The sequence below is a fragment of the Micromonospora sp. NPDC007271 genome (assembly GCF_040634005.1).
In the GTDB taxonomy this organism is placed as follows: domain Bacteria; phylum Actinomycetota; class Actinomycetes; order Mycobacteriales; family Micromonosporaceae; genus Micromonospora.
Window position 1 is genome coordinate 1 of the sequence record NZ_JBEYER010000126.1, and the last position, 17760, is coordinate 17760.

General features: G+C 74.0%; 16 protein-coding genes. 10 read left to right on the top strand and 6 right to left on the bottom strand.

Annotated elements, in window-relative coordinates:
* Nucleotides 1-100 precede the first annotated feature (100 nt).
* The 5 genes from ABZ570_RS30280 to ABZ570_RS30300 are packed head-to-tail and all read left to right on the top strand — an operon-like array spanning nucleotide 101 to nucleotide 5630.
* The gene (locus ABZ570_RS30280) at nucleotides 101-1180 is read left to right on the top strand and encodes an ABC transporter ATP-binding protein (RefSeq protein WP_358070992.1); all 1080 of its coding nucleotides are present in this window, start codon (nucleotides 101-103) and stop codon (nucleotides 1178-1180) included.
* A complete protein-coding gene (locus ABZ570_RS30285; protein ID WP_358070963.1) occupies nucleotides 1177-2157 on the top strand; it encodes an ABC transporter permease in 981 nt (326 codons plus the stop codon). Before ABZ570_RS30280 ends, ABZ570_RS30285 begins: the two co-directional genes overlap by 4 nt.
* A 3-nt stretch (nucleotides 2158-2160) precedes the next feature.
* On the top strand, nucleotides 2161-3186 hold the full coding sequence (locus ABZ570_RS30290; RefSeq protein WP_358070965.1) for an ABC transporter permease: 1026 nt from the start codon (nucleotides 2161-2163) through the stop codon (nucleotides 3184-3186).
* Nucleotides 3179-4186 (top strand): ABC transporter ATP-binding protein, encoded by a 1008-nt coding sequence (locus ABZ570_RS30295; RefSeq protein WP_358070966.1) that lies wholly within the window; start codon nucleotides 3179-3181, stop codon nucleotides 4184-4186. Before ABZ570_RS30290 ends, ABZ570_RS30295 begins: the two co-directional genes overlap by 8 nt.
* A 43-nt stretch (nucleotides 4187-4229) precedes the next feature.
* Complete coding sequence (locus ABZ570_RS30300) at nucleotides 4230-5630, top strand: GH1 family beta-glucosidase (protein ID WP_358070968.1); 1401 nt, start codon at nucleotides 4230-4232, stop codon at nucleotides 5628-5630.
* Nucleotides 5631-5683: 53 nt separating this feature from the next.
* Here ABZ570_RS30300 and ABZ570_RS30305 read toward each other — a convergent pair whose 3' ends face one another.
* Entirely contained in the window at nucleotides 5684-6916 is a 1233-nt protein-coding gene (locus tag ABZ570_RS30305; protein ID WP_358070970.1) for an ROK family protein, read from the bottom strand.
* Between the two features lie 346 nt (nucleotides 6917-7262).
* Here ABZ570_RS30305 and ABZ570_RS30310 point away from each other — a divergent pair, with 346 nt between their 5' ends.
* The gene (locus ABZ570_RS30310) at nucleotides 7263-7385 is read left to right on the top strand and encodes a hypothetical protein (protein WP_358070972.1); all 123 of its coding nucleotides are present in this window, start codon (nucleotides 7263-7265) and stop codon (nucleotides 7383-7385) included.
* 219 nt (nucleotides 7386-7604) lie between these two features.
* Here the strand turns inward: ABZ570_RS30310 and ABZ570_RS30315 are convergent, their stop codons facing one another.
* The 4 genes from ABZ570_RS30315 to ABZ570_RS30330 form a co-directional block, all read right to left on the bottom strand.
* Nucleotides 7605-7925 (bottom strand): TraR/DksA C4-type zinc finger protein, encoded by a 321-nt coding sequence (locus ABZ570_RS30315; protein WP_358070974.1) that lies wholly within the window; start codon nucleotides 7923-7925, stop codon nucleotides 7605-7607.
* Nucleotides 7926-8261: 336 nt separating this feature from the next.
* Complete coding sequence (locus ABZ570_RS30320; RefSeq protein ID WP_358070976.1) at nucleotides 8262-8954, bottom strand: methyltransferase domain-containing protein; 693 nt, start codon at nucleotides 8952-8954, stop codon at nucleotides 8262-8264.
* On the bottom strand, nucleotides 8951-9631 hold the full coding sequence (locus ABZ570_RS30325) for a DUF2064 domain-containing protein (RefSeq protein ID WP_358070978.1): 681 nt from the start codon (nucleotides 9629-9631) through the stop codon (nucleotides 8951-8953). The genes ABZ570_RS30320 and ABZ570_RS30325 overlap by 4 nt, the downstream gene beginning before the upstream one ends.
* Nucleotides 9628-10302, bottom strand: a complete 675-nt coding sequence (locus ABZ570_RS30330) for a glycosyltransferase family 2 protein (RefSeq protein ID WP_358070980.1) — start codon at nucleotides 10300-10302, stop codon at nucleotides 9628-9630. The genes ABZ570_RS30325 and ABZ570_RS30330 overlap by 4 nt, the downstream gene beginning before the upstream one ends.
* Before the next feature lie 146 nt (nucleotides 10303-10448).
* On the opposite strand from ABZ570_RS30330, the gene ABZ570_RS30335 reads away from it, so the two are divergent.
* Nucleotides 10449-11864, top strand: coding sequence for a hypothetical protein (locus ABZ570_RS30335; RefSeq protein ID WP_358070982.1), 1416 nt, complete (start codon nucleotides 10449-10451; stop codon nucleotides 11862-11864).
* Between the two features lie 62 nt (nucleotides 11865-11926).
* Here the strand turns inward: ABZ570_RS30335 and ABZ570_RS30340 are convergent, their stop codons facing one another.
* The gene (locus ABZ570_RS30340) at nucleotides 11927-12988 is read right to left on the bottom strand and encodes an NAD-dependent epimerase/dehydratase family protein (protein ID WP_358070984.1); all 1062 of its coding nucleotides are present in this window, start codon (nucleotides 12986-12988) and stop codon (nucleotides 11927-11929) included.
* 240 nt (nucleotides 12989-13228) lie between these two features.
* Between ABZ570_RS30340 and ABZ570_RS30345 the strand changes: the two genes are divergently transcribed.
* The 3 genes from ABZ570_RS30345 (at nucleotide 13229) to ABZ570_RS30355 (ending at nucleotide 17621) form a co-directional block, all read left to right on the top strand.
* Complete coding sequence (locus tag ABZ570_RS30345; protein ID WP_358070986.1) at nucleotides 13229-14611, top strand: molybdopterin-dependent oxidoreductase; 1383 nt, start codon at nucleotides 13229-13231, stop codon at nucleotides 14609-14611.
* Nucleotides 14604-15077, top strand: coding sequence for a hypothetical protein (locus ABZ570_RS30350; protein ID WP_358070988.1), 474 nt, complete (start codon nucleotides 14604-14606; stop codon nucleotides 15075-15077). Before ABZ570_RS30345 ends, ABZ570_RS30350 begins: the two co-directional genes overlap by 8 nt.
* Nucleotides 15078-15410: 333 nt before the next feature.
* Nucleotides 15411-17621, top strand: a complete 2211-nt coding sequence (locus ABZ570_RS30355) for a S8 family serine peptidase (RefSeq protein WP_358070990.1) — start codon at nucleotides 15411-15413, stop codon at nucleotides 17619-17621.
* The last annotated feature ends 139 nt before the right edge of the window (nucleotides 17622-17760 follow it).

Sequence of the window (17760 nt, forward strand, 5' to 3'; positions counted from 1 at the left end):
GCACGCCCCGGGCATGCTCCCGACCAGCGTGGCCTCGGTCGGCGCCGACTTCTGGCCGCCCGGACCGCCGATCCCACCCCTCCGACGACAGGAGCCCGGCATGGCAACGCCCACCACGGACGCCCCGGCCGTCCGCGAGGAGGTGCTGGCGGCGGTCGGCCTGACCAAGCACTTCCCCGTCCGCGCCGGACTGCGCACCCTGCTGACCCGGAACCGGCCGGCTGTGCACGCGGTCGACGACGTCCACCTCACCCTGCGCCGCGGCCAGGTCACCGCCCTGGTGGGCGAGTCCGGCTCCGGCAAGTCGACGGTCGCCCGGCTGCTCGCGCAGCTCTACCCGCGCACCGCCGGCACGGTCCGCCTGCACGGCGAGCCGGTCACCGTCCGCGGCGGCCGGCCGTTCCGGGCGTACGCGCGCCGGGTGCAGATGATCTTCCAGGACCCGTTCTCCTCGCTGAACCCGGTGCACACCGTGCGCTACCACCTGACCCGGGCGCTGCGGATCCACGGCAACGCCGGCCGCACCCCGGCCGACCTGGACGCGGCGCTGGCCCGGCTGCTGGAGCGGGTCGCCCTCACCCCGGCCGAGCGCTACCTGGACACGTTCCCGCACGAGCTCTCCGGCGGGCAGCGGCAGCGGGTCGCCATCGCCCGGGCGCTCGGCGCCGACCCGGAGGTGCTGCTCGCCGACGAACCGGTGTCGATGCTGGACGTCTCGATCCGGCTCGGCGTGCTCAACCTGCTGCGCGACCTCAAGGAACGGCTGCACCTGGCCATCCTCTACATCACCCACGACATCGCCTCGGCCCGCTACTTCGCCGACGAGACCCTCGTGATGTACGCCGGCCGGATGGTCGAGGGCGGCGACAGCGAGACGGTCACCCAGTCCCCGGCGCACCCGTACACCCGACTGCTGATCGACTCGGCGCCCGACCCGGACCGGATCACCGGCGCCGCCGGGCCCGACGAGCGGGAACGCGGCGACGGCGAGCCGCCCAGCCTGATCCGGCCCCCGGCCGGCTGCCGGTTCCACCCGCGCTGCCCGGCGGCCATGCCGCGCTGCACCACCGACCTGCCGCCGCGGCTGGACGTGGGCGACCGGTCCGGGCACTGGGCGGCCTGCTGGCTCTACGACCCGGAGACCGCCTCGGACGGACCGGCTGCGGGGGCGGGCCGATGACCTATCTGCTGCGCCGGATCGGCTTCTACCTGTTCACCGCGTGGGCGGCGCTGACCCTCAACTTCTTCATCCCCCGGCTGATCCCCGGCGACCCGGTCAAGTCGCTGATCTCGCGCTATCAGGGGCAGCTGAGCACCGACGCGATCAGGTCGCTGTACGTGCTGTTCGGCATCGACACCCACGACAGCCTCTGGGACCAGTACGTCGACTACTGGAAGCAGCTGCTGCACGGCGACCTGGGGCTGTCGTTCACCGCGTTCCCGGCGCCGGTGTCCGAGGTGATCCTCGACGCGCTGCCGTGGACCCTGGCCCTGGTCGGCATCACCACCCTGGTCAGCTTCGCCCTCGGCACCGGGCTGGGCGTGCTGGCCGGCTGGCGGCGCGGCTCCTGGGTGGACGGGCTGCTGCCGGCCACCACGTTCCTCTCCTCGGTGCCGTACTTCTGGCTGGGGCTGGTGGCGATCGCGCTGCTCGCCGGGCCGGGCAGCTTCTTCCCCTCCTCCGGCGGCTACGACCCGGGGCTGGTGCCGGCGCCAGACACCATCTTCCTGGGCAGCGCGGTGCGGCACAGCCTGCTGCCCGCCGCGACCGTCCTCATCTCCTCGATGAGCGGCTGGATCCTCAGCATGCGCAACATGATGGTGACCGTCGCGGCGGAGGACTACATCACCGTCGCGCACGCCAAGGGCCTGCCGGAACGCCGGGTGGCGCTGCACTACGCCGCGCGCAACGCGCTGCTGCCGAACGTGGCCGGCTTCGCGCTGTCACTCGGCTTCATCGTCGGCGGCACCCTGCTCGTGGAGATCGTCTTCTCGTACCCGGGGCTGGGTTTCCTGCTGTTCCGGGCGGTCGGCGCGAAGGACTACCCGCTGATGCAGGGCATCTTCCTGGTCATCACGCTCTCGGTGCTGGTGGCGAACCTGCTCGCCGACGTGGCGTACCTGGCGCTCGACCCGCGTACCCGCAGGGAGGCCTGAGCCATGGCCATTCCCACCTCCAGCATCGAGCAGGTCATCCCGAAACAGGGGGCGATGGCCCAGCCGGCCGCCGCGCGCCGCCGCCGCTGGCGCTTCCTGAGCAACCGCAAGGCCAGCATCGGGCTGGCCCTGGTCACCGGGTACGGACTGCTCGCGGTGATCGGCCCGTGGATCGCCCCGTACGACCCGGACGCCCGCAGCGGCGAGCTGCTGCAGCCGCCGTCGGCGCAGCACTGGTTCGGCACCACCCACCTCGGTCAGGACGTGTTCAGCCAGGTCCTGGTCGGCACCCGCGGGGTGATGGTGGTCGGGCTGCTCGCCGGGGTGGTCGCCACCATCCTGTCGGTGCTGGTCGGGGTGACCGCCGGCTACCTGGGCGGGCTGAGCGACGACGGGCTCTCCGCGCTGTCCAACGTGTTCCTGGTGATCCCGGCGCTGCCGTTGATCATCATCGTCACGTCCACCATCACCGACGCCGGCGACCTGGTCGTCGCCCTGGTCATCGGGTTCACCTCGTGGGCCTGGGGCGCCCGGGTGCTGCGCGCCCAGACGCTGTCGCTGCGTCGTCGCGACTACGTCGAGGCGGCCCGGGCCACCGGGGAGAGCACGTGGCGGATCATCGTCTTCGAGATCCTGCCCAACCTGACCGCGATCATCGCCTCCGGTTTCGTCGGCACGGTCATCTTCGCGGTGATGTCCGAGATCACGCTGGCCTTCATCGGCATCTCGTCCGTCTCGTCGTGGAACTGGGGCACCATCCTGTTCTGGGCGCAGAGCCAGCAGGCCCTCGCCCAGGGTGCCTGGTGGTGGTTCGTTCCGGCCGGCCTGGCCATAGCGCTGCTCGGCACCGCCCTCGCGCTGATCAACTTCGGCATCGACGAGTTCGTCAGCCCCCGGCTGCGCAGCGGCGGCCGGGCCCGGATCCGCACCGCCGACGGCCGCACCGTGCGGATGCGGGTCGGCTTCACCCCCGTCCTGGCACCGCCCGCCGACGTGCCGCAACCGCGAAGGAGGCCGGAGAATGAGTGAACCGGTCCTGGAGATCCGCAAGCTCCGCGTCGACTACGGGCTCGGCGAGGAGGCGGTGCGCGCGGTCCGCGACGTCGACCTGACCCTGCACCGGGGCGAGGTGCTGGGGCTGGCCGGCGAGAGCGGGAGCGGCAAGTCCACCCTCGCGTACGGGCTGACCCGGCTGCTGCCGCCACCCGGCGTGGTCAGCGGCGGCCAGGTGATCTACCACCCGGTCGACGGCCCGCCGGTCGACGTGCTGACCCTGACCCCCGCGAAGCTGCGGCAGTTCCGCTGGGCCGAGACGTCCATCGTGTTCCAGGGGGCGATGAACTCGCTCAACCCGGTGCACCGGATCTCCACCCAGCTGCTCGACGTGATCAAGGCGCACGAGCCGAGGACCACGCCGACGGCCCGGTCCGCCCGGGCCCGGGAGCTGCTGCGCCTGGTCGGCATCGCCGCCGACCGGCTGGACAGCTACCCCCACCAGCTCTCCGGCGGCATGCGGCAGCGGGTCATGATCGCCATGGCGCTGGCGCTGGAGCCGCAGGTGGTCATCATGGACGAACCGACCACCGCGCTCGACGTGGTGATGCAGCGGCAGATCCTCGGCCAGCTCGCCGAGCTGCGGCAGCGGCTGGGCTTCGCGGTGCTGTTCATCACCCACGACCTGTCGCTGTTGGTCGAGTTCTCCGACCGCATCGCGATCATGTACGGCGGCCGGATCGTCGAGGAGGCGCCGGCCGCCGAGCTGTACCGGCGGGCCCTGCACCCGTACACCGCGGGCCTGCTGCACTCCTTCCCGGCGCTGCGCGGTCCGCGCCGCGAGCTGGCCGGCATCCCCGGCTCCCCGCCCGACCTGCGCGCCATGCCGGCCGGGTGCGCGTTCCACCCGCGCTGCCCGAAGGTGTTCGGCCCGTGCGACGAGGAGCTGCCGCCGCTCGGCCCGCCGGGGGACGACCGGCCGGGGCGTGCCGTCGCCTGCTGGCTGCACCCCGTCGCCGCACCGGTCCCCCACTGAGCCACCACACCCGAGAGCACGTACCGCGACCGCGAGGAGAACCATGGACAGCCACCTCACCCGCCGTCAGGCCGACCCGATCGACACCCTCCCGCCGACCTTCCGGTGGGGGGTGGCGACCTCGTCGTACCAGATCGAGGGGGCGGTGGCCGAGGACGGTCGCACGCGGTCCATCTGGGACACCTTCTGCCGCGTCCCGGGGGCGGTGGCGAACGGTGAGAACGGCGACGTGGCCTGCGACCACTACCACCGGATGCCGCAGGACGTGGCGCTCATCGCCGAGCTGGGCCTGGACACCTACCGCTTCTCGGTGGCGTGGCCCCGGGTGCAGCCGGGCGGGCGCGGGCCGGCCAACCCGGCCGGACTGGCCTTCTACGACCGGCTCGTGGACGAGCTGCTCGGCCGGGGGATCGACCCGTGGGTGACGCTCTACCACTGGGACCTGCCGCAGGAGCTGGAGGACGCGGGCGGCTGGCCGCACCGGGACACCGCCCACCGCTTCGCCGACTACGCCGAGCTGGTCTTCGCCGCGCTCGGCGACCGGGTGAAGACCTGGACGACCCTGAACGAGCCGTGGTGCTCGGCGATGCTCGGGTACGCGTACGGCCAGCACGCGCCGGGCCGGCGGGACCTGGGCGACGGGATCGCCGCCGCCCACCACCTGCTGCTCGGGCACGGGTTGGCGGTGCGGCGCCTGCGGGCGGCCGCGACCGACCCGATCGAGCTGGGCATCACGGTCAACCTGTCCACCGCCGATCCGGCCACCGACAGCACCGCCGACCGGGACGCCGCCCGGGCGGCCGACGGGCTGGGCAACCGGCTCTACCTGGACCCGCTGCTGCGCGGCAGCTACCCGCAGGACGTGGTGGCCGACCTGGCCGCCGAGGGGGTCCGGATCCCGGTCCGGGACGGGGACCTGGCGGTCATCGCCACCCCCGTTGACGTGCTGGGCGTCAACTTCTACTTCGGGCAGCTGCACTCCGGAGTGGACGAGCGGGGTCGCCAGCGGGACGACGAGGGCCGGCCGGTACGCCGGGTCGTCCGGCGGGACCTGCCGCGCACCGCGATGGACTGGGAGATCGTGCCGGACTCCTTCACCGACCTGCTGGTCCGGCTCAGCCGGGACTACCCGGGCGTGCCGCTGGTGATCACCGAGAACGGGGCGGCCTTCGACGACCGCCCGGACGCCGACGGGTTCGTGGCCGACGACGACCGGGTCGCGTACCTGGCCGAGCACCTGCGGGCGGTGGCCCGGGCGCGGCAGGCCGGCGCGGACGTGCGCGGCTACTTCGCCTGGTCGCTGCTGGACAACTTCGAGTGGGCGTACGGCTACGACAAGCGCTTCGGCATCGTCCGGGTCGACTACGACACCCAGCGGCGTACGCCGAAGCGCAGCGCGTACTGGTACCGCGACACCGTCCGGCGGGTCCGCGGGCAGCGCTGACCCGGCCGTTCGGGGCGACGGGCCGGCGGCGACCCTCGTCGCCGGCCCGCGGTTCAGCGGGCCCGCGCCCGGGCCGGTCGTGCGGGTCGCGCCGGCGCCGGGAGCACCCGGGCGGCCGGCTCGCGCGGCACGCCGCCGTCGCGCAGCAGCCGGGCCATCGGCAGGGTGGCCGCGCCCATCGCGACCGCGTCCGGTCCGAGCCGGCACAGCTCGATCGAGGTCTGGGCGTACGGCTGGCGCAACGCGTGCCGGGCGGTGGCCGCGCGGATCTGCGGCAGGTAGCGCTCGCCCAGGGCCAGCCCGGCCCAGCCGCCGAGCACCACCCGCTCCGGGTTGAAGAGGTTGACCAGGTTCGCCACCCCGGCGCCGAGGTAGCCGACCGTGTCGTCGAGCACCTTCGCGGCCGTGCGGCTCGTGGCGCGCAGCAGCTCGCCGAAGGCGGTCTCCTCGTCGCCGCCGGCCGCCGGCCGGCCCCGGTTGGCCTGCCGGAACCGGTCGAGCACCCCCTCCGCCCCGACGTACGCCTCCAGGCAGCCGTGGTTGCCGCAGCGGCAGCGGCGACCGCCGTACACGATCGTGGTGTGACCCCACTCGCCGGCGCTGCTGTGCGCCCCCCGGTAGCCGGCGCCGTCGGCGACCACGCAGGCCCCGACGCCGGAGCCGACCAGGACGATGACGGCGTGCCGGGCGCCCCGGCCGGCGCCGAACCACATCTCGGCCTGGCCGAGGGTCTTCGCGCCGTTGTCGACGTGGACGGGGATGCCGGTGCCGGCCCGCAGCATCGCCCCGAGCGGCACGCCGTCCCACCCGAGGGTCTGCGCGTGCACGACGGCGTCGGCGGCACGCTCGACCGTCCCGGACACCGCGACCCCGAAACCGAGCACCGCGGCCGGGTCGACGCCGGCCTGCTCGACCACCGCGTCGAGCCCGTGCAGCAGGTGGGTGGCCACGTCGCGCGGGTCCGGGCCGGTGGCGGCGATCGGGTACTCGGCCTTGGCGAGCGCCGTCATCGCCAGGTCGAAGAGCTCGACCTGGACCCGGGTCTCGCCGACGTCGGCGCCGACCAGGTAGCCGTAGCCGGGGGCGACCCGCAGCAGCACCCGGGGGCGACCGCCGTCGGACTCCACCGAGCCGGCCTCCTCGACCAGCCCCTCACCGATCATCTCGCCGACCAGGTTGCTCACGCTGGCCAGGCTCAACGCGGTGGTCTGGCCCAGTTCGTGACGGCTGAGCGGCCCGTCCAGCCAGATCCTGGTGAGCAGCAGCGACCGGTTGGCACGGCGCATGTCACGCACGGTGGTGCGTCTGGCGTCCACGTCCGCAGCCGTCCTCTCCCTGGGCGCCACCGGCGACGGCCCCCATTTCATGCCGTGAAAGAAGTGGGGACAGCCTACTGCGCATTTTCATTTAACAGAGTTAACTGATAGCCTGCGGCGCATCGATGATGAGGTATATGCCATGCGACTTCGACGTGGGCTGACAATGCCCACCGGGTCATCGACGGTCAGGTAACCAAATGCAGTTAGGCATCGTGACCGCGGATACGGGCCGGCGATGCGTCCCGTACGACCGGCAGGTCCCCGGCCTGCCCGCGCAGTCCGGGGCGGCGGCGGTTACCTTCCGCCGTCGTCGGTGGCGCAGGCCTGGAACACCTACCAGGGCGGCCTGAAGGGCCTGATGACCTGGTCGATCAACTGGGACGGGTCGAAGGGCTGGACGTTCGGCGACAACGTCGAGGCCCTCCAGGGCCACTGACCCGGCCGGGCCCCGCCCGCTGCGCGGGCCATCGACGTTGACCAAGGAGTTTGCGTCGCCATCCGGCCGGATCCTGACGCAAACTTCTTAGATCAACGGGTCGGGTCGGGGCTACCCGCATCCAGCATGGACGCTGGATCGGAACTGCGGTCAAGCGAACCGCGTCGCCTTTCCGGACCCGCCGGACCGCCGTAGCGGTCCGGCGTCGCCGCGGTCAGCTCAGCCCTGCTTCTGCTGGCACGGTACGCAGAAGCGGGCGTGCGGCAGGATCTCGAGGCGCTCGGCCGGGATCGGCGCGTCGCACCGCTCGCAGATGCCGTAGCTGCCCTCGGCCAGCCGGCGCAGCGCGTCACCGATCTGCGCCAGGCTCTGGCGGGTCGCGGCGATCAGCGCGGCCTGGGTGTGCGCCTCGCCGGGGTCGCCGGTGTCCGCGGTGAGTTCGGTCAGTCGCGCGGTCTGCGTCTCGAACTCGGTGGTCAGCGTGGCCCGCAGCTGCTCGGTCCGCTGCTGGTCGGCGGCGCCTCGGAGGTCGGTAGTCATGTCGGATCCCTTCCGGAAAAAGAAAAAGGCCGAAGCCGAATGGCTTCGCCCTGGTGGCCGTACTCGCGGGAGTGGAGATCTCCGGAGGGCCACGGCCGGTGGGGATCGGGCTCGGCAGGCCGTGGATGGGCGCGACCGCGTGTCGCGGGCAGGGTACGACAGCAGGCGTCACGACGGTGACGCTGAGCGGCTGCCGAACCCGGTACATCTGTTCACCATAGGCCGACCGCGCCGGGACGCCAACCACATTGCCGCTTTCCGGCCGGTCCGGCGAGCCGGTGGCCCGGCGGGCCCGGGGGCGTGCCGCCGCCCGGCGCCCGGCGCCCGGCGAAGGTGTCACGGCTGCTCCGGGACCAACTCGCCGAACCAGCGGCGGCCCGCCTCGAACAGGTCCCGCACGGCCAGCCCGGCGGCGCGGGCGGTGTCGTGGACCGCCACCGTGTCCAGCCGTGCCCAGCGGAAGGCGCCGCTGCGGCGTACGTCACCCGTCGAGGTACGGGAGGCGAGGTGGGCCTGGCCGCGCCACAGGCCGGGCCCGGGCGGTTCCAGCTCGACCAGGACGGTTCCGCCGGCGCGGATCAGCTCCCGGCACCGGTGGAGCAGGAGCCCCGGGTCACCGCCGATACCGATGTTGCCGTCGATGAGCAGGACGTGCTCCCACCGCCCCTCGCCGGGCAGGGCGGCGAAGACGTCCCGGTGGATGGCGACCGCCCCGCGCGCCCGGGTGAGCCGCACCGCGTACGGGGAGATGTCGACCCCGACCGCGGTCCGCCCGGCCCGGGCCAGCGCGAGCGTGAGCCGACCCGGGCCACAGCCGACGTCCAGGGTCGGGCCGGCGCATCGGGCGACGATCGCGGCGGTCGCCGGTTCGGGCGCCCCGTGCCAACGGCGTACCGGCAGGCGGCTGCGCCGGCCGTCGCCCTGCACGAGCCAGTGCACGCCCGGCCGCGCGTACAGGGCGGCGGCGAAGACGTCCTCGGCCTCGTCCCGGTCCGGCCGGCCGCCCGTGCCGAGTGTGTCGACGGTCACCGTCGGCCGTCCGGCGCGGGAACGGGGCGCAGCCGCGCGACCTGACGGGCGAAGCGGCTCGCCGGCGCCTCGGCGGCCACCGCGAGCGCGTCGGGCCACTCGTCGACGTCGCGCAGGACCGGCAGGGCCAGGGTGCGCAGCCCGCGCCTCGCGAGGGCCGCCCAGGTACGTCGGCCGGTCCGCGCCGTGGACATCGGCACCGCCCGTAACGCGGCGGCCTGTCGGGGCTCGCGCAGCCCGAGTGCCCACCAACCGCCGTCCAGGGCGGGGCCGAGCACGGCGTCGGCCAGGTCGAGTCGCCGCACCGCCGCGAGCAGCCGCCCCGGCGTCAGCTGCGGGGTGTCCATGCCGATCTGCAGCACCGGCCGTCCCGGCCAGGCCGTCGCCACGTCGGCGTGGGCGTTGGCGAGCCGGTCGCCCAGGTCGCCGCCCCGCTGGGCCAGTACCGACCAGCCGGCGAGGGCGGCCGTCAGGTCGCTGCCGTCCTCGGCGTCGGCGACGCGCCCCCGAAGGGCCAGCACCGGCGTCACCCCGGGCAGGGCACGGCCGGCGTCGAGGGTGTCGCGCAGCGCCGCGGCGGCGATCCGGGCCGCCTCGCCGGGCGTCGCCGGTGGGCAGAGCCGCGTCTTCACCGCTCCCGGCACGGGCGCCTTGGCCATCACCAGCAGCACGGTCATCGGGGCCGGCCCACGGTGCGCAGGACGCCGGCGAAGTCGCGGGTGGCGCGCAGCGTGCCGCGTACCGAGCCGGAGACCTTGGAGCGGGTGCCGGCCGCGCGCGGGGCGTAGGTCACGTCCAGCTCCCGGATCCGCCACCCGGCGGCGGCGGCGCGGATCAGCAGTTCGAGGGGATAGCCGAAGGCCCGGTCGGTGACGCCCAGGTCGAGCAGGGCGTCGCGACGGGCCACCCGGATCGGGCTGAGATCACGCAGCGGCACCCCCCGCTGCCGGAGCAGCGCCGCGACGAGGGCGGTGCCGGCGCGCGCGTGCCACGGCCAGGTCCCGGCCGAAACGGGCCGCCGCCGGCCCACCGCCAGGTCGGCGGCGCCACGGGCGACCGGATCGACCAGCGCGGGCAGTTCCGTCGGGTCGAAGGAGCCGTCGGCGTCCAGGACGCAGACCAGCTCCGCGTCGGCGGCCAGCAGCCCGGCGTGCACGGCGGCGCCGTAGCCCCGGCGGGGCTCGTGCACGACCCGGGCCCCGTGCCGCGCGGCGACGTCCGCCGAGCCGTCCCGGGAGCCGTTGTCCACCACGATCGCCCGGTAGCCGGGCGGCAGCGCGGTGAGGACACCGGGCAGGGCGGCGGCCTCGTCGAGGCACGGCAGGACCACGTCGATCGGTGTGGACATACCGCCGACGCTAGGCCGCCACCCGGGTTCCGGCAGGCAGATCGCACCTTACGGATCTGTTACCGGCGGTCCGATTCTTACCGACCGGTGACGATCCGGCTGTTCACCTGTCGCCGGTCCCGCGCGGGTCGTACCGTCCGATCGCCATGGGAACGACCACGAGACCGCCTGCCGCGCCCGGGCGGGCGCCGACCCGCCGCCGGCAGGCTGACCTGATCGTGCTGGGCGTCGAGGTCGCGCTGGTGGCTCTCGCCGCGGCGGTCGGCGCGGTGCTCAACGCCCGCGGGGTGGGCCTGCACGCGGACGCCGCTCCGCTGTACGCGACCTGGCGACCGCACGCCGGATGGGGCACGCCGGCCGCGGTGCTGGTGGCGCTGGCGGTGGCCGGGCCCGGGGTGCGGTGGGCCCGGGTCGCCCGTTGGGGTCCGCTGCTCGGCGCGGCCTGGCTGGCGTCGGCGGTGTGGACGCTGTCGCTGGCCCTGGTCGACGGCTGGTCGGCGGGGTTCACCGAGCGGCTCACCGTGCAGGCGGAGTACCTGCACGAGGTGCCCGGGATCCGGGACGTACCGGCGACGCTGGCCGGGTTCGCCGGGCGCATCCTGGACTTCCAGCCCGACTCGTGGTCGACCCACACCGCCGGTCACCCGCCCGGCGCGCTGCTGGTCTTCGTCGCGCTGGACCGGATCGGGCTCGGCGGGGGCACCGCGGCCGCGCTGGCCTGCGTGCTGGTGGGCACGAGCGTCACGGTGTCGGTGCCCGTGGCGTTGCGAGCGCTCGGTGCCGAGCCCGCCGCCCGCGCGGTCCTGCCGTTCCTGGTGCTGCTGCCCGGTGCGGTGTGGGTGGGGGCGTCGGCGGACGGGCTGTTCGCCGGCGTGGTCGCGGCCGGGCTGGCGCTGCTGGCGGTACGCGGTCGGCTGGCCCCGGCCGCCGGTGGCGTGGTGTTGGGCTTCGCGCTGTACCTGTCGTACGGCTTCGTGCTGGTCGGCCTGCTGGCGCTGGTGGTGGTGGCGCTGCGCCCGGGGCACCGGATCGCCGCGCTGCTGGCCGGGATCGCCGGGGTCACCACGGTCGTGGTCGCCTGCACGGCGGCCGGGTTCTGGTGGTGGGACGGCTACCAGCGCGTGGTGGAGCGGTACTACCAGGGCTGGGCGGCCGACCGCCCGTACGGCTACTGGGTGTGGGCGAACCTGGCGGCGCTGGTGCTCTCCGCCGGCCCGGTGCTCGGTCCGGCGCTGCGCCGGGCGGTGCGGGCCGGGCTGGCCGCGGTCCGCCCCGCGCCGCCCGGTGCTGGCGGCCGCCCCGCGCTGCGTGGCGTGTGGCTCGTCGGGCAGGGGGTTGCCGCCGGCCCGGCCGTGCTGCTGCCGGTCGCGGCGGCGGTGGTGGTGCTCGCGGCCGACCTGTCCGGGTTGAGCAAGGCCGAGGTGGAGCGGATCTGGCTGCCGTTCGCGGTGTGGCTGCTGGTCGCCACCGCCCAGCTGCCGCCGGCGACCCGCCGCTGGTGGCTCGCCGGGCAGGCGGCGACCGCGCTCGCGGTCAACCACCTGCTGTTCACGGTCTCCTGAGCCGGACACCGGGGTGGGTTGATGCCCCGGTCGCCGTCGCATGGGGACGGCGACGCGGCCGGTCAGGCGGGCAGGGCCGCCGGCTCGCGCAGCGGGTCGGTGGCGAAGGCGGCGACCCCGTCCGCGAACCCCACCCGGGCGGTGTAGCCGAGCAGTTCGGTGGCCCGGCGCGGGTCGGCGACGACGTGCCGCACGTCGGCGGCCCGAGCGCCGCCGACGACCAGCGGCGCCGGCCCGGCCATCGCGGCGGCCAGGGCGGTGGCCAGGTCACCGACGGTACGCGGCTCGCCGGAGCAGATGTTGAGGGGCACCAGGGGTTGCGGCGGTGGCGTGGTGAGCGCGAGCAGGTTGGCCCGCGCCACGTCGGTGACGTGGACGAAGTCCCGCCGCTGCCGGCCGTCCTCCAGCACGCGCGGCGGCCGGCCGCCCGCCAGCTCGGAGCGGAAGATCGAGGCCACTCCCGCGTACGGGGTGTCGCGGGGCATCCGCGGCCCGTACACGTTGTGGTAGCGCAGCGCCCACACCCCACCCCCGGTCTGCCGGGCCCAGGCGCCGGCCAGATGCTCCTGAGCCAGCTTGGTGGCCGCGTACGTGCTGCGCGGCTCCAGCGGAGCGTCCTCCGGCACCAGGGCCGGGGCGAGCGTGCCGGCGCAGTCCGGGCAGGCCGGATCGTAGCGGCCGGCGGCCAGGTCGGCGGGGCGGCGCGGGGCGGGTCGGACGGCGCCGTGCCGGGCGCACTCGTAGCGCCCCTCGCCGTAGACCACCATGGAGCTGGCCAGCACCAGCCGGCGCACCCCGGCCCGGTGCATCGCGGCCAGCAGCACCGCCGTGGCGTAGTCGTTGTGGCTGACGTAGCCGGGGGCGTCCGAGGGGTCGAGCCCGTGCCCGACCATCGCGGCCTGGTGGCACACCGCGTCCACCCCGCGCAGCAGCCGGTCGAGCAGGTCCGGGTCGCGGACGTCACCGACGACCGGGGCGTGCCGGCGGGACCACTCGGGCAGCTCACCGCCGTGTGCCTGCGGCAGCAGCGCGTCGAGCGCCAGCACCTCGTGTCCCTCGGCGGCCAGCAGGTCGGCGACCTGCGACCCGACGAAACCGGCCGCGCCGGTGACCATTACCCGCATGTGGGCCAGGGTAGGCCGGCGGACGGCCGCGGCGGGCCGGGCCGGCGAAGCCGTAAGGACCTCGCAACAGGTCCGTCCACCCGGCGGTAAGTCTTTCGTAATCCGGCAAATCGGTTCCGGTCGTCGCCGCCGCCCGTAGCCTGCCGAAGAGAGACCCGGGCGGCCTCGGCCGCACGTGCAGCGGCACGCGCGCCTCGGCCGAGTGGGCGTCCCGGTGTCGGCACCACGGGAGGAGGACCGGTGAGCGCGGAGCGTACTCCCCCGGCCGGGGATCCACCGGCCGAGTCGGGGCGCACCCCGCTCGACCGCCCGGCCTACGGCTTCCCCCGGCGGTGGTGGACGTTCCTGGCCGAGCATCCGCCGCCGGGCGCCGCCACGGTCAACCGCCGGTGGCGCAGCCCGCTGCGCGGCCCGTGGCTCACCTCGGTGTACGGCCTGGTCCTGCTCGTCGGCCTGCCGCTGGTGTTCCTGACCGGGCTGCTCGACTACCTCGCCTACGGCCCGCAGTTCGGTCAGGCGTTCCCGCGCGACGTCGGGTGGCTGCGGCTGCCACCGTTCGACTGGCCGACCCGCCCGTCCTGGCTGTTCCGTCTCACCCAGGGGTTGCACGTGGGACTCGGGATCACGCTGGTCCCGATCGTGCTGGCCAAGCTCTGGTCGGTGCTGCCGAAGCTGTTCGACTGGCCGCCGGCCCGTTCGGTGGCGCAGGTGCTGGAGCGGCTGTCTCTGCTGCTGCTGGTCGGCGGGATCCTCTTCGAGATCGTCACCGGCCTGCTCGACATCCAGTACGCCTACCTGTTCGGGTTCGACTTCTACACCGCCCACTACTTCGGGGCCTGGGTGTTCGTCGCCGCGCTGGTCGTACACGTGTCGCTCAGGCTGGGGCGGATGCGTACGGCGCTGCGCGCCCGGTCGCTGGCCCGGGAACTGGCCACGCCCCGCGCGGACACCCGACCCGAGCCGCCCGACCCGGACAAGCTGGTGGCCGCCCGACCCGGCCCGGCCACGATGAGCCGGCGCGGCGCGCTCGCCCTGGTCGGTGGCCTGTCGCTGCTGCTCGCCGCCCTCACCGTGGGGCAGCACTTCGACGGGCCCTGGCGGCGTACCGCGCTGCTGCTGCCCCGGGGCCGGCAGCCGGGCACCGGACCGACCGGTTTCCCGATCAACCGGACCGCGGCCGCCGCCGGGGTCAGCGCCGCCGACACCGGGCCGGGCTGGCGGCTCACCCTCCGCTCGGGCGGGCGCACGGTCACGGTCGACCGCCCGGGTCTGCTGGCCATGGCCCAGCACACCGTCACCCTGCCGATCGCCTGCGTGGAGGGATGGTCGACAGTGCAGACCTGGACCGGGGTGCGGCTGCGCGACCTCGCCGCCCGGGCCGGGGCGGACGGGATCACCGCCGCGCACGTGCGTTCCCTGGAGAAGGCGGGGCTGTTCCGGCAGGCGACCCTGCAGGCCAACCAGGTCCTCGACGCGGACTCCCTGCTCGCGCTGCGGGTCAACGGCATCGACCTCACCCTCGACCACGGCTTTCCGGCGCGGGTCATCGTCCCGGCCCTGCCCGGGGTGCACTGCACGAAGTGGGTGACGGAGATCGAGTTCCGGGGACGGGCCGGTGGGTGAGCTCGCGGCCCGGTTCCGGTCGGCCTACGGGGCGTCGGCCGGGCACCTGCTGCTGCTCACCGGCAGCTTCGCCCTCGTCGGGTGGGTGGTGCTGCGGCTCGCCGGGGAGCCGTCCGCCGGCCGGATGCTGCTCTGGTTCGTCGGCGCGGCGATCGCCCACGACTTCGTGCTCTTTCCGGTCTACGGGCTGGCCGACCGGGTGCTGCGGGATGCGCCGGGGGCCCGTGCGACGCCGCCCTCGGGCCCGACGCCGCTGAACCACCTCCGTGCGCCGGCCCTGGCCTCCGGCCTGTTGTTCCTGGTCTACCTGCCCGGCATCCTCCAGCTGGGCCGGCCGACCTACCTGGCCGCGTCCGGGCAGGACCAGCGGCCGTTCCTCGGCCGCTGGCTGCTCGCCACGGCCGCCCTCTTCGTGGCCAGCGGCGTCGGTTACGCGGTGCGGTGGTGGTGGGCGCGGCGCCGGTGAAAACGGCCGCCGCGGCGGAATGGAATCGGCCGACGACGAACAATTGTTTCGGGTCGCGGCATTTCGTTGATCGGCGATATGCGGACCGGACCGTTGCTGTCGGAGTGGACGTTTTCGTCCCGCCGGTCGGATCGGATGGCGTTTGAGGCCATTGGACCTGCTGGGGATCGTCTCGCTCCGGTTTGGCGAGCGTCGCCGAGCGGGCCGCGGCGTCAGGGGGCGTTCCGCCTTTCGGCACTTACCTCAGAGGTAGACGGAAACGTGTCCGTCAACGCCTTGCTCCGCTATGGACATGGGGATAGCATCCGCCCGGCCGATCTTGGAGGAGCTGAGATGTCGACAAGACATGTGAGAAGAGCGCTGGTCGCGGCGCTGGCACCGATGGTGGTGCTCGGCGTCGCCGCGCAGCCGGCGGCGGCGCAGCCGTCCGCACCGCCGATCAGGTCTTACGAGGGTGATCCGGGCCGACTCGGCGACCCGGCGAGCTGGCGCACCCCGGAGTTCAACCGGGACGCCGGCCTGGTGTCGATGGGTGCCGAGTTCGCCTACGCCGCCGGTTACTCCGGCACCGGGATGAACATCGGCGTGGTCGACTCCGGCGTCTTCGCCGGGCACGTCCGGGAGCACGGCAGCCTCGAGACGAACTACGCGGTCGGGGACCGCTTCTTCTCGGTGGAGGCCCAGGGCGGCAACACGGGCCCGACGCCGGGCTTCTACAACCAGGCGATCAACGACAGTCACGGCACCCACGTCAGCGGCACCATCGGCGCGAGCCGCGACGGGGTCGGCGAGACGCAGCCGAGCGGACCCGCCGCCAACATGCACGGGGTCGCGTTCAACAGCAACGTGTACATGGGCAACACCGGCAAGACGGACGGCGTGCTCTACGGTCTCCTGCCCGCGAACGCGACCGCCGCGCAGCGGCCGGACGACGCCTACATCGGCAACGTCTACCGGGCCGTGAACTCCGCCCGGACGGCGAACGGCGAGCCCGTCCGGATCATCACCAGCAGCTGGGGCAGCCAGCCCAACACGGAGAACTACAACACGTACGACGCGCCGCCCGGCAGCCCGGCGAGCTTCGGCCTGAACACGGCGTGGCGTCTCTGGTCCACGCCGGACGGCGTCGTCGACGCGAACGGCAGCACCGTCCGCTGGCTGAACGGCGCCATCGAGGCCGCGCGTGCCGGCACCGTCATCCAGTTCACCGCCGGTAACAGCGGCTACGTGAACCCGTCGCCGCGCGGCGCCGCGCCGTACTTCATGCCGGAGCTGGAGGGCCACTGGTACACGACGTCGGGGATCAACCCGACCACGGGGCGCACGTTCAACCCGGACGGGTCGGTCCTGGTCCCCGGTCAGCAGACCTTCAACCAGTGCGGCGTCGCGAAGTGGTCCTGCGTGACGGCGCCCAGCAACGGGATCAACAGCACGACCGTGTCGGTCGTCAACGGCGTGCCGGAACCCCGCTACGGCAGTTCGTCGGGTACCTCGATGGCCGGGCCGCACTCGGCCGCCGCCCTGTCGTTGATCATGCAGCGCTTCCCGTACCTGACCAACGAGCAGGCGCTCTACACGATGTTCACCACCGGCCGGCAGAACAACACGATCAACGACGCGGCGGGCAACGCGGTGCTGAACCCGACCCGCGGCCAGATCGTGCAGGTGCCCGACAACCGCAACGGCTGGCACACGGTCAGCCTGCGGGAGGCCATGAAGGGCCCGGGCCAGCTGCTGGGTGTCTTCGACGTCGACACGCAGGGGCACAGTGACGTGTGGTCGAACGACATCTCCGACGTCGCGATCCGGGCACGCCAGCAGGAGGACGCCGCCGAGGCGGCCGCCTGGGAGGCGACCAAGGTCGCCAAGGGCTGGACCCAGGGCCTGCCGGCCGACGCGAGCGACATCGACAAGTCGGACTACGCCATCGGGATCCGCCGCGAGCAGGCCCGCAAGGCCCGCGCCTACGAGGGCAGCCTCGTCAAGCGGGGCGAGGGAACCCTCTTCCTCACCGGCAACGACACCTGGCACGGGACGAGCAGCGTCCTCGGCGGCACGCTCTCGGTCGTCGGCTCGCACGCCAGCGCGATCGACGTGCCCTGCGGGACGCTCGGTGGCAACGGCACCGTGGCCGGCGACGTCGACGCCACCGGCGGCGTGCTGCGGCCCGGTCTGACGGCCGAGGAGGCCGCGCAGATCATCGACGCTCCGGTCGCCGCGGGCAACGCCCTGACCGTCGGCGGGAACGTGACCATCGGCAACAAGGGTCGTCTCGCCGTCACCATCTCCGGCGATCACGACTACACGAGCGTCCGCGCCGCGGGTGACCTGGTGCTGGCCGGCGAGCTGGCCCTGGACGTACGCGGGACGCTGACCCCGGGCACGGTGTTCACGATCATGAGCGGCAACTCGGTCAAGGGCGCGTTCCACGCGCTGCCCGAGAACCGGGTGCTGAACGCGGGCGGTCACCTGTTCCGGGTGTCCTACAAGAACGACAGCGTGACGCTGACCGTCCTGCGTGCGCTGCCGTCCCAGGCGAGCTGAGCACCGATCATGCCGGTCAACTCGGCTTGAGCCGACGCGAAGGGCACGAGGACTGAACGTACGGAGGTAACCGTGGGCCGCGACGGCGGGACACCGAACTGCCGGTGGGCCCGCGCCCGGAGGTGCCCAACTACGCCAA

What these genes read in the sequence shown, in the direction of transcription:
- ABZ570_RS30330 (WP_358070980.1), bottom strand. Translation starts at nt 10,302, where the DNA reads ATGTCCACACCGATCGACGTGGTCCTGCCGTGCCTCGACGAGGCCGCC.
- ABZ570_RS30300 (WP_358070968.1), top strand. Translation starts at nt 4,230, where the DNA reads ATGGACAGCCACCTCACCCGCCGTCAGGCCGACCCGATCGACACCCTC.
- ABZ570_RS30290 (WP_358070965.1), top strand. Translation starts at nt 2,161, where the DNA reads ATGGCCATTCCCACCTCCAGCATCGAGCAGGTCATCCCGAAACAGGGG.
- ABZ570_RS30335 (WP_358070982.1), top strand. Translation starts at nt 10,449, where the DNA reads ATGGGAACGACCACGAGACCGCCTGCCGCGCCCGGGCGGGCGCCGACC.
- ABZ570_RS30355 (WP_358070990.1), top strand. Translation starts at nt 15,411, where the DNA reads ATGTCGACAAGACATGTGAGAAGAGCGCTGGTCGCGGCGCTGGCACCG.
- ABZ570_RS30325 (WP_358070978.1), bottom strand. Translation starts at nt 9,631, where the DNA reads ATGACCGTGCTGCTGGTGATGGCCAAGGCGCCCGTGCCGGGAGCGGTG.
- ABZ570_RS30340 (WP_358070984.1), bottom strand. Translation starts at nt 12,988, where the DNA reads ATGCGGGTAATGGTCACCGGCGCGGCCGGTTTCGTCGGGTCGCAGGTC.
- ABZ570_RS30285 (WP_358070963.1), top strand. Translation starts at nt 1,177, where the DNA reads ATGACCTATCTGCTGCGCCGGATCGGCTTCTACCTGTTCACCGCGTGG.
- ABZ570_RS30305 (WP_358070970.1), bottom strand. Translation starts at nt 6,916, where the DNA reads ATGCGCCGTGCCAACCGGTCGCTGCTGCTCACCAGGATCTGGCTGGAC.
- ABZ570_RS30315 (WP_358070974.1), bottom strand. Translation starts at nt 7,925, where the DNA reads ATGACTACCGACCTCCGAGGCGCCGCCGACCAGCAGCGGACCGAGCAG.
- ABZ570_RS30280 (WP_358070992.1), top strand. Translation starts at nt 101, where the DNA reads ATGGCAACGCCCACCACGGACGCCCCGGCCGTCCGCGAGGAGGTGCTG.
- ABZ570_RS30295 (WP_358070966.1), top strand. Translation starts at nt 3,179, where the DNA reads ATGAGTGAACCGGTCCTGGAGATCCGCAAGCTCCGCGTCGACTACGGG.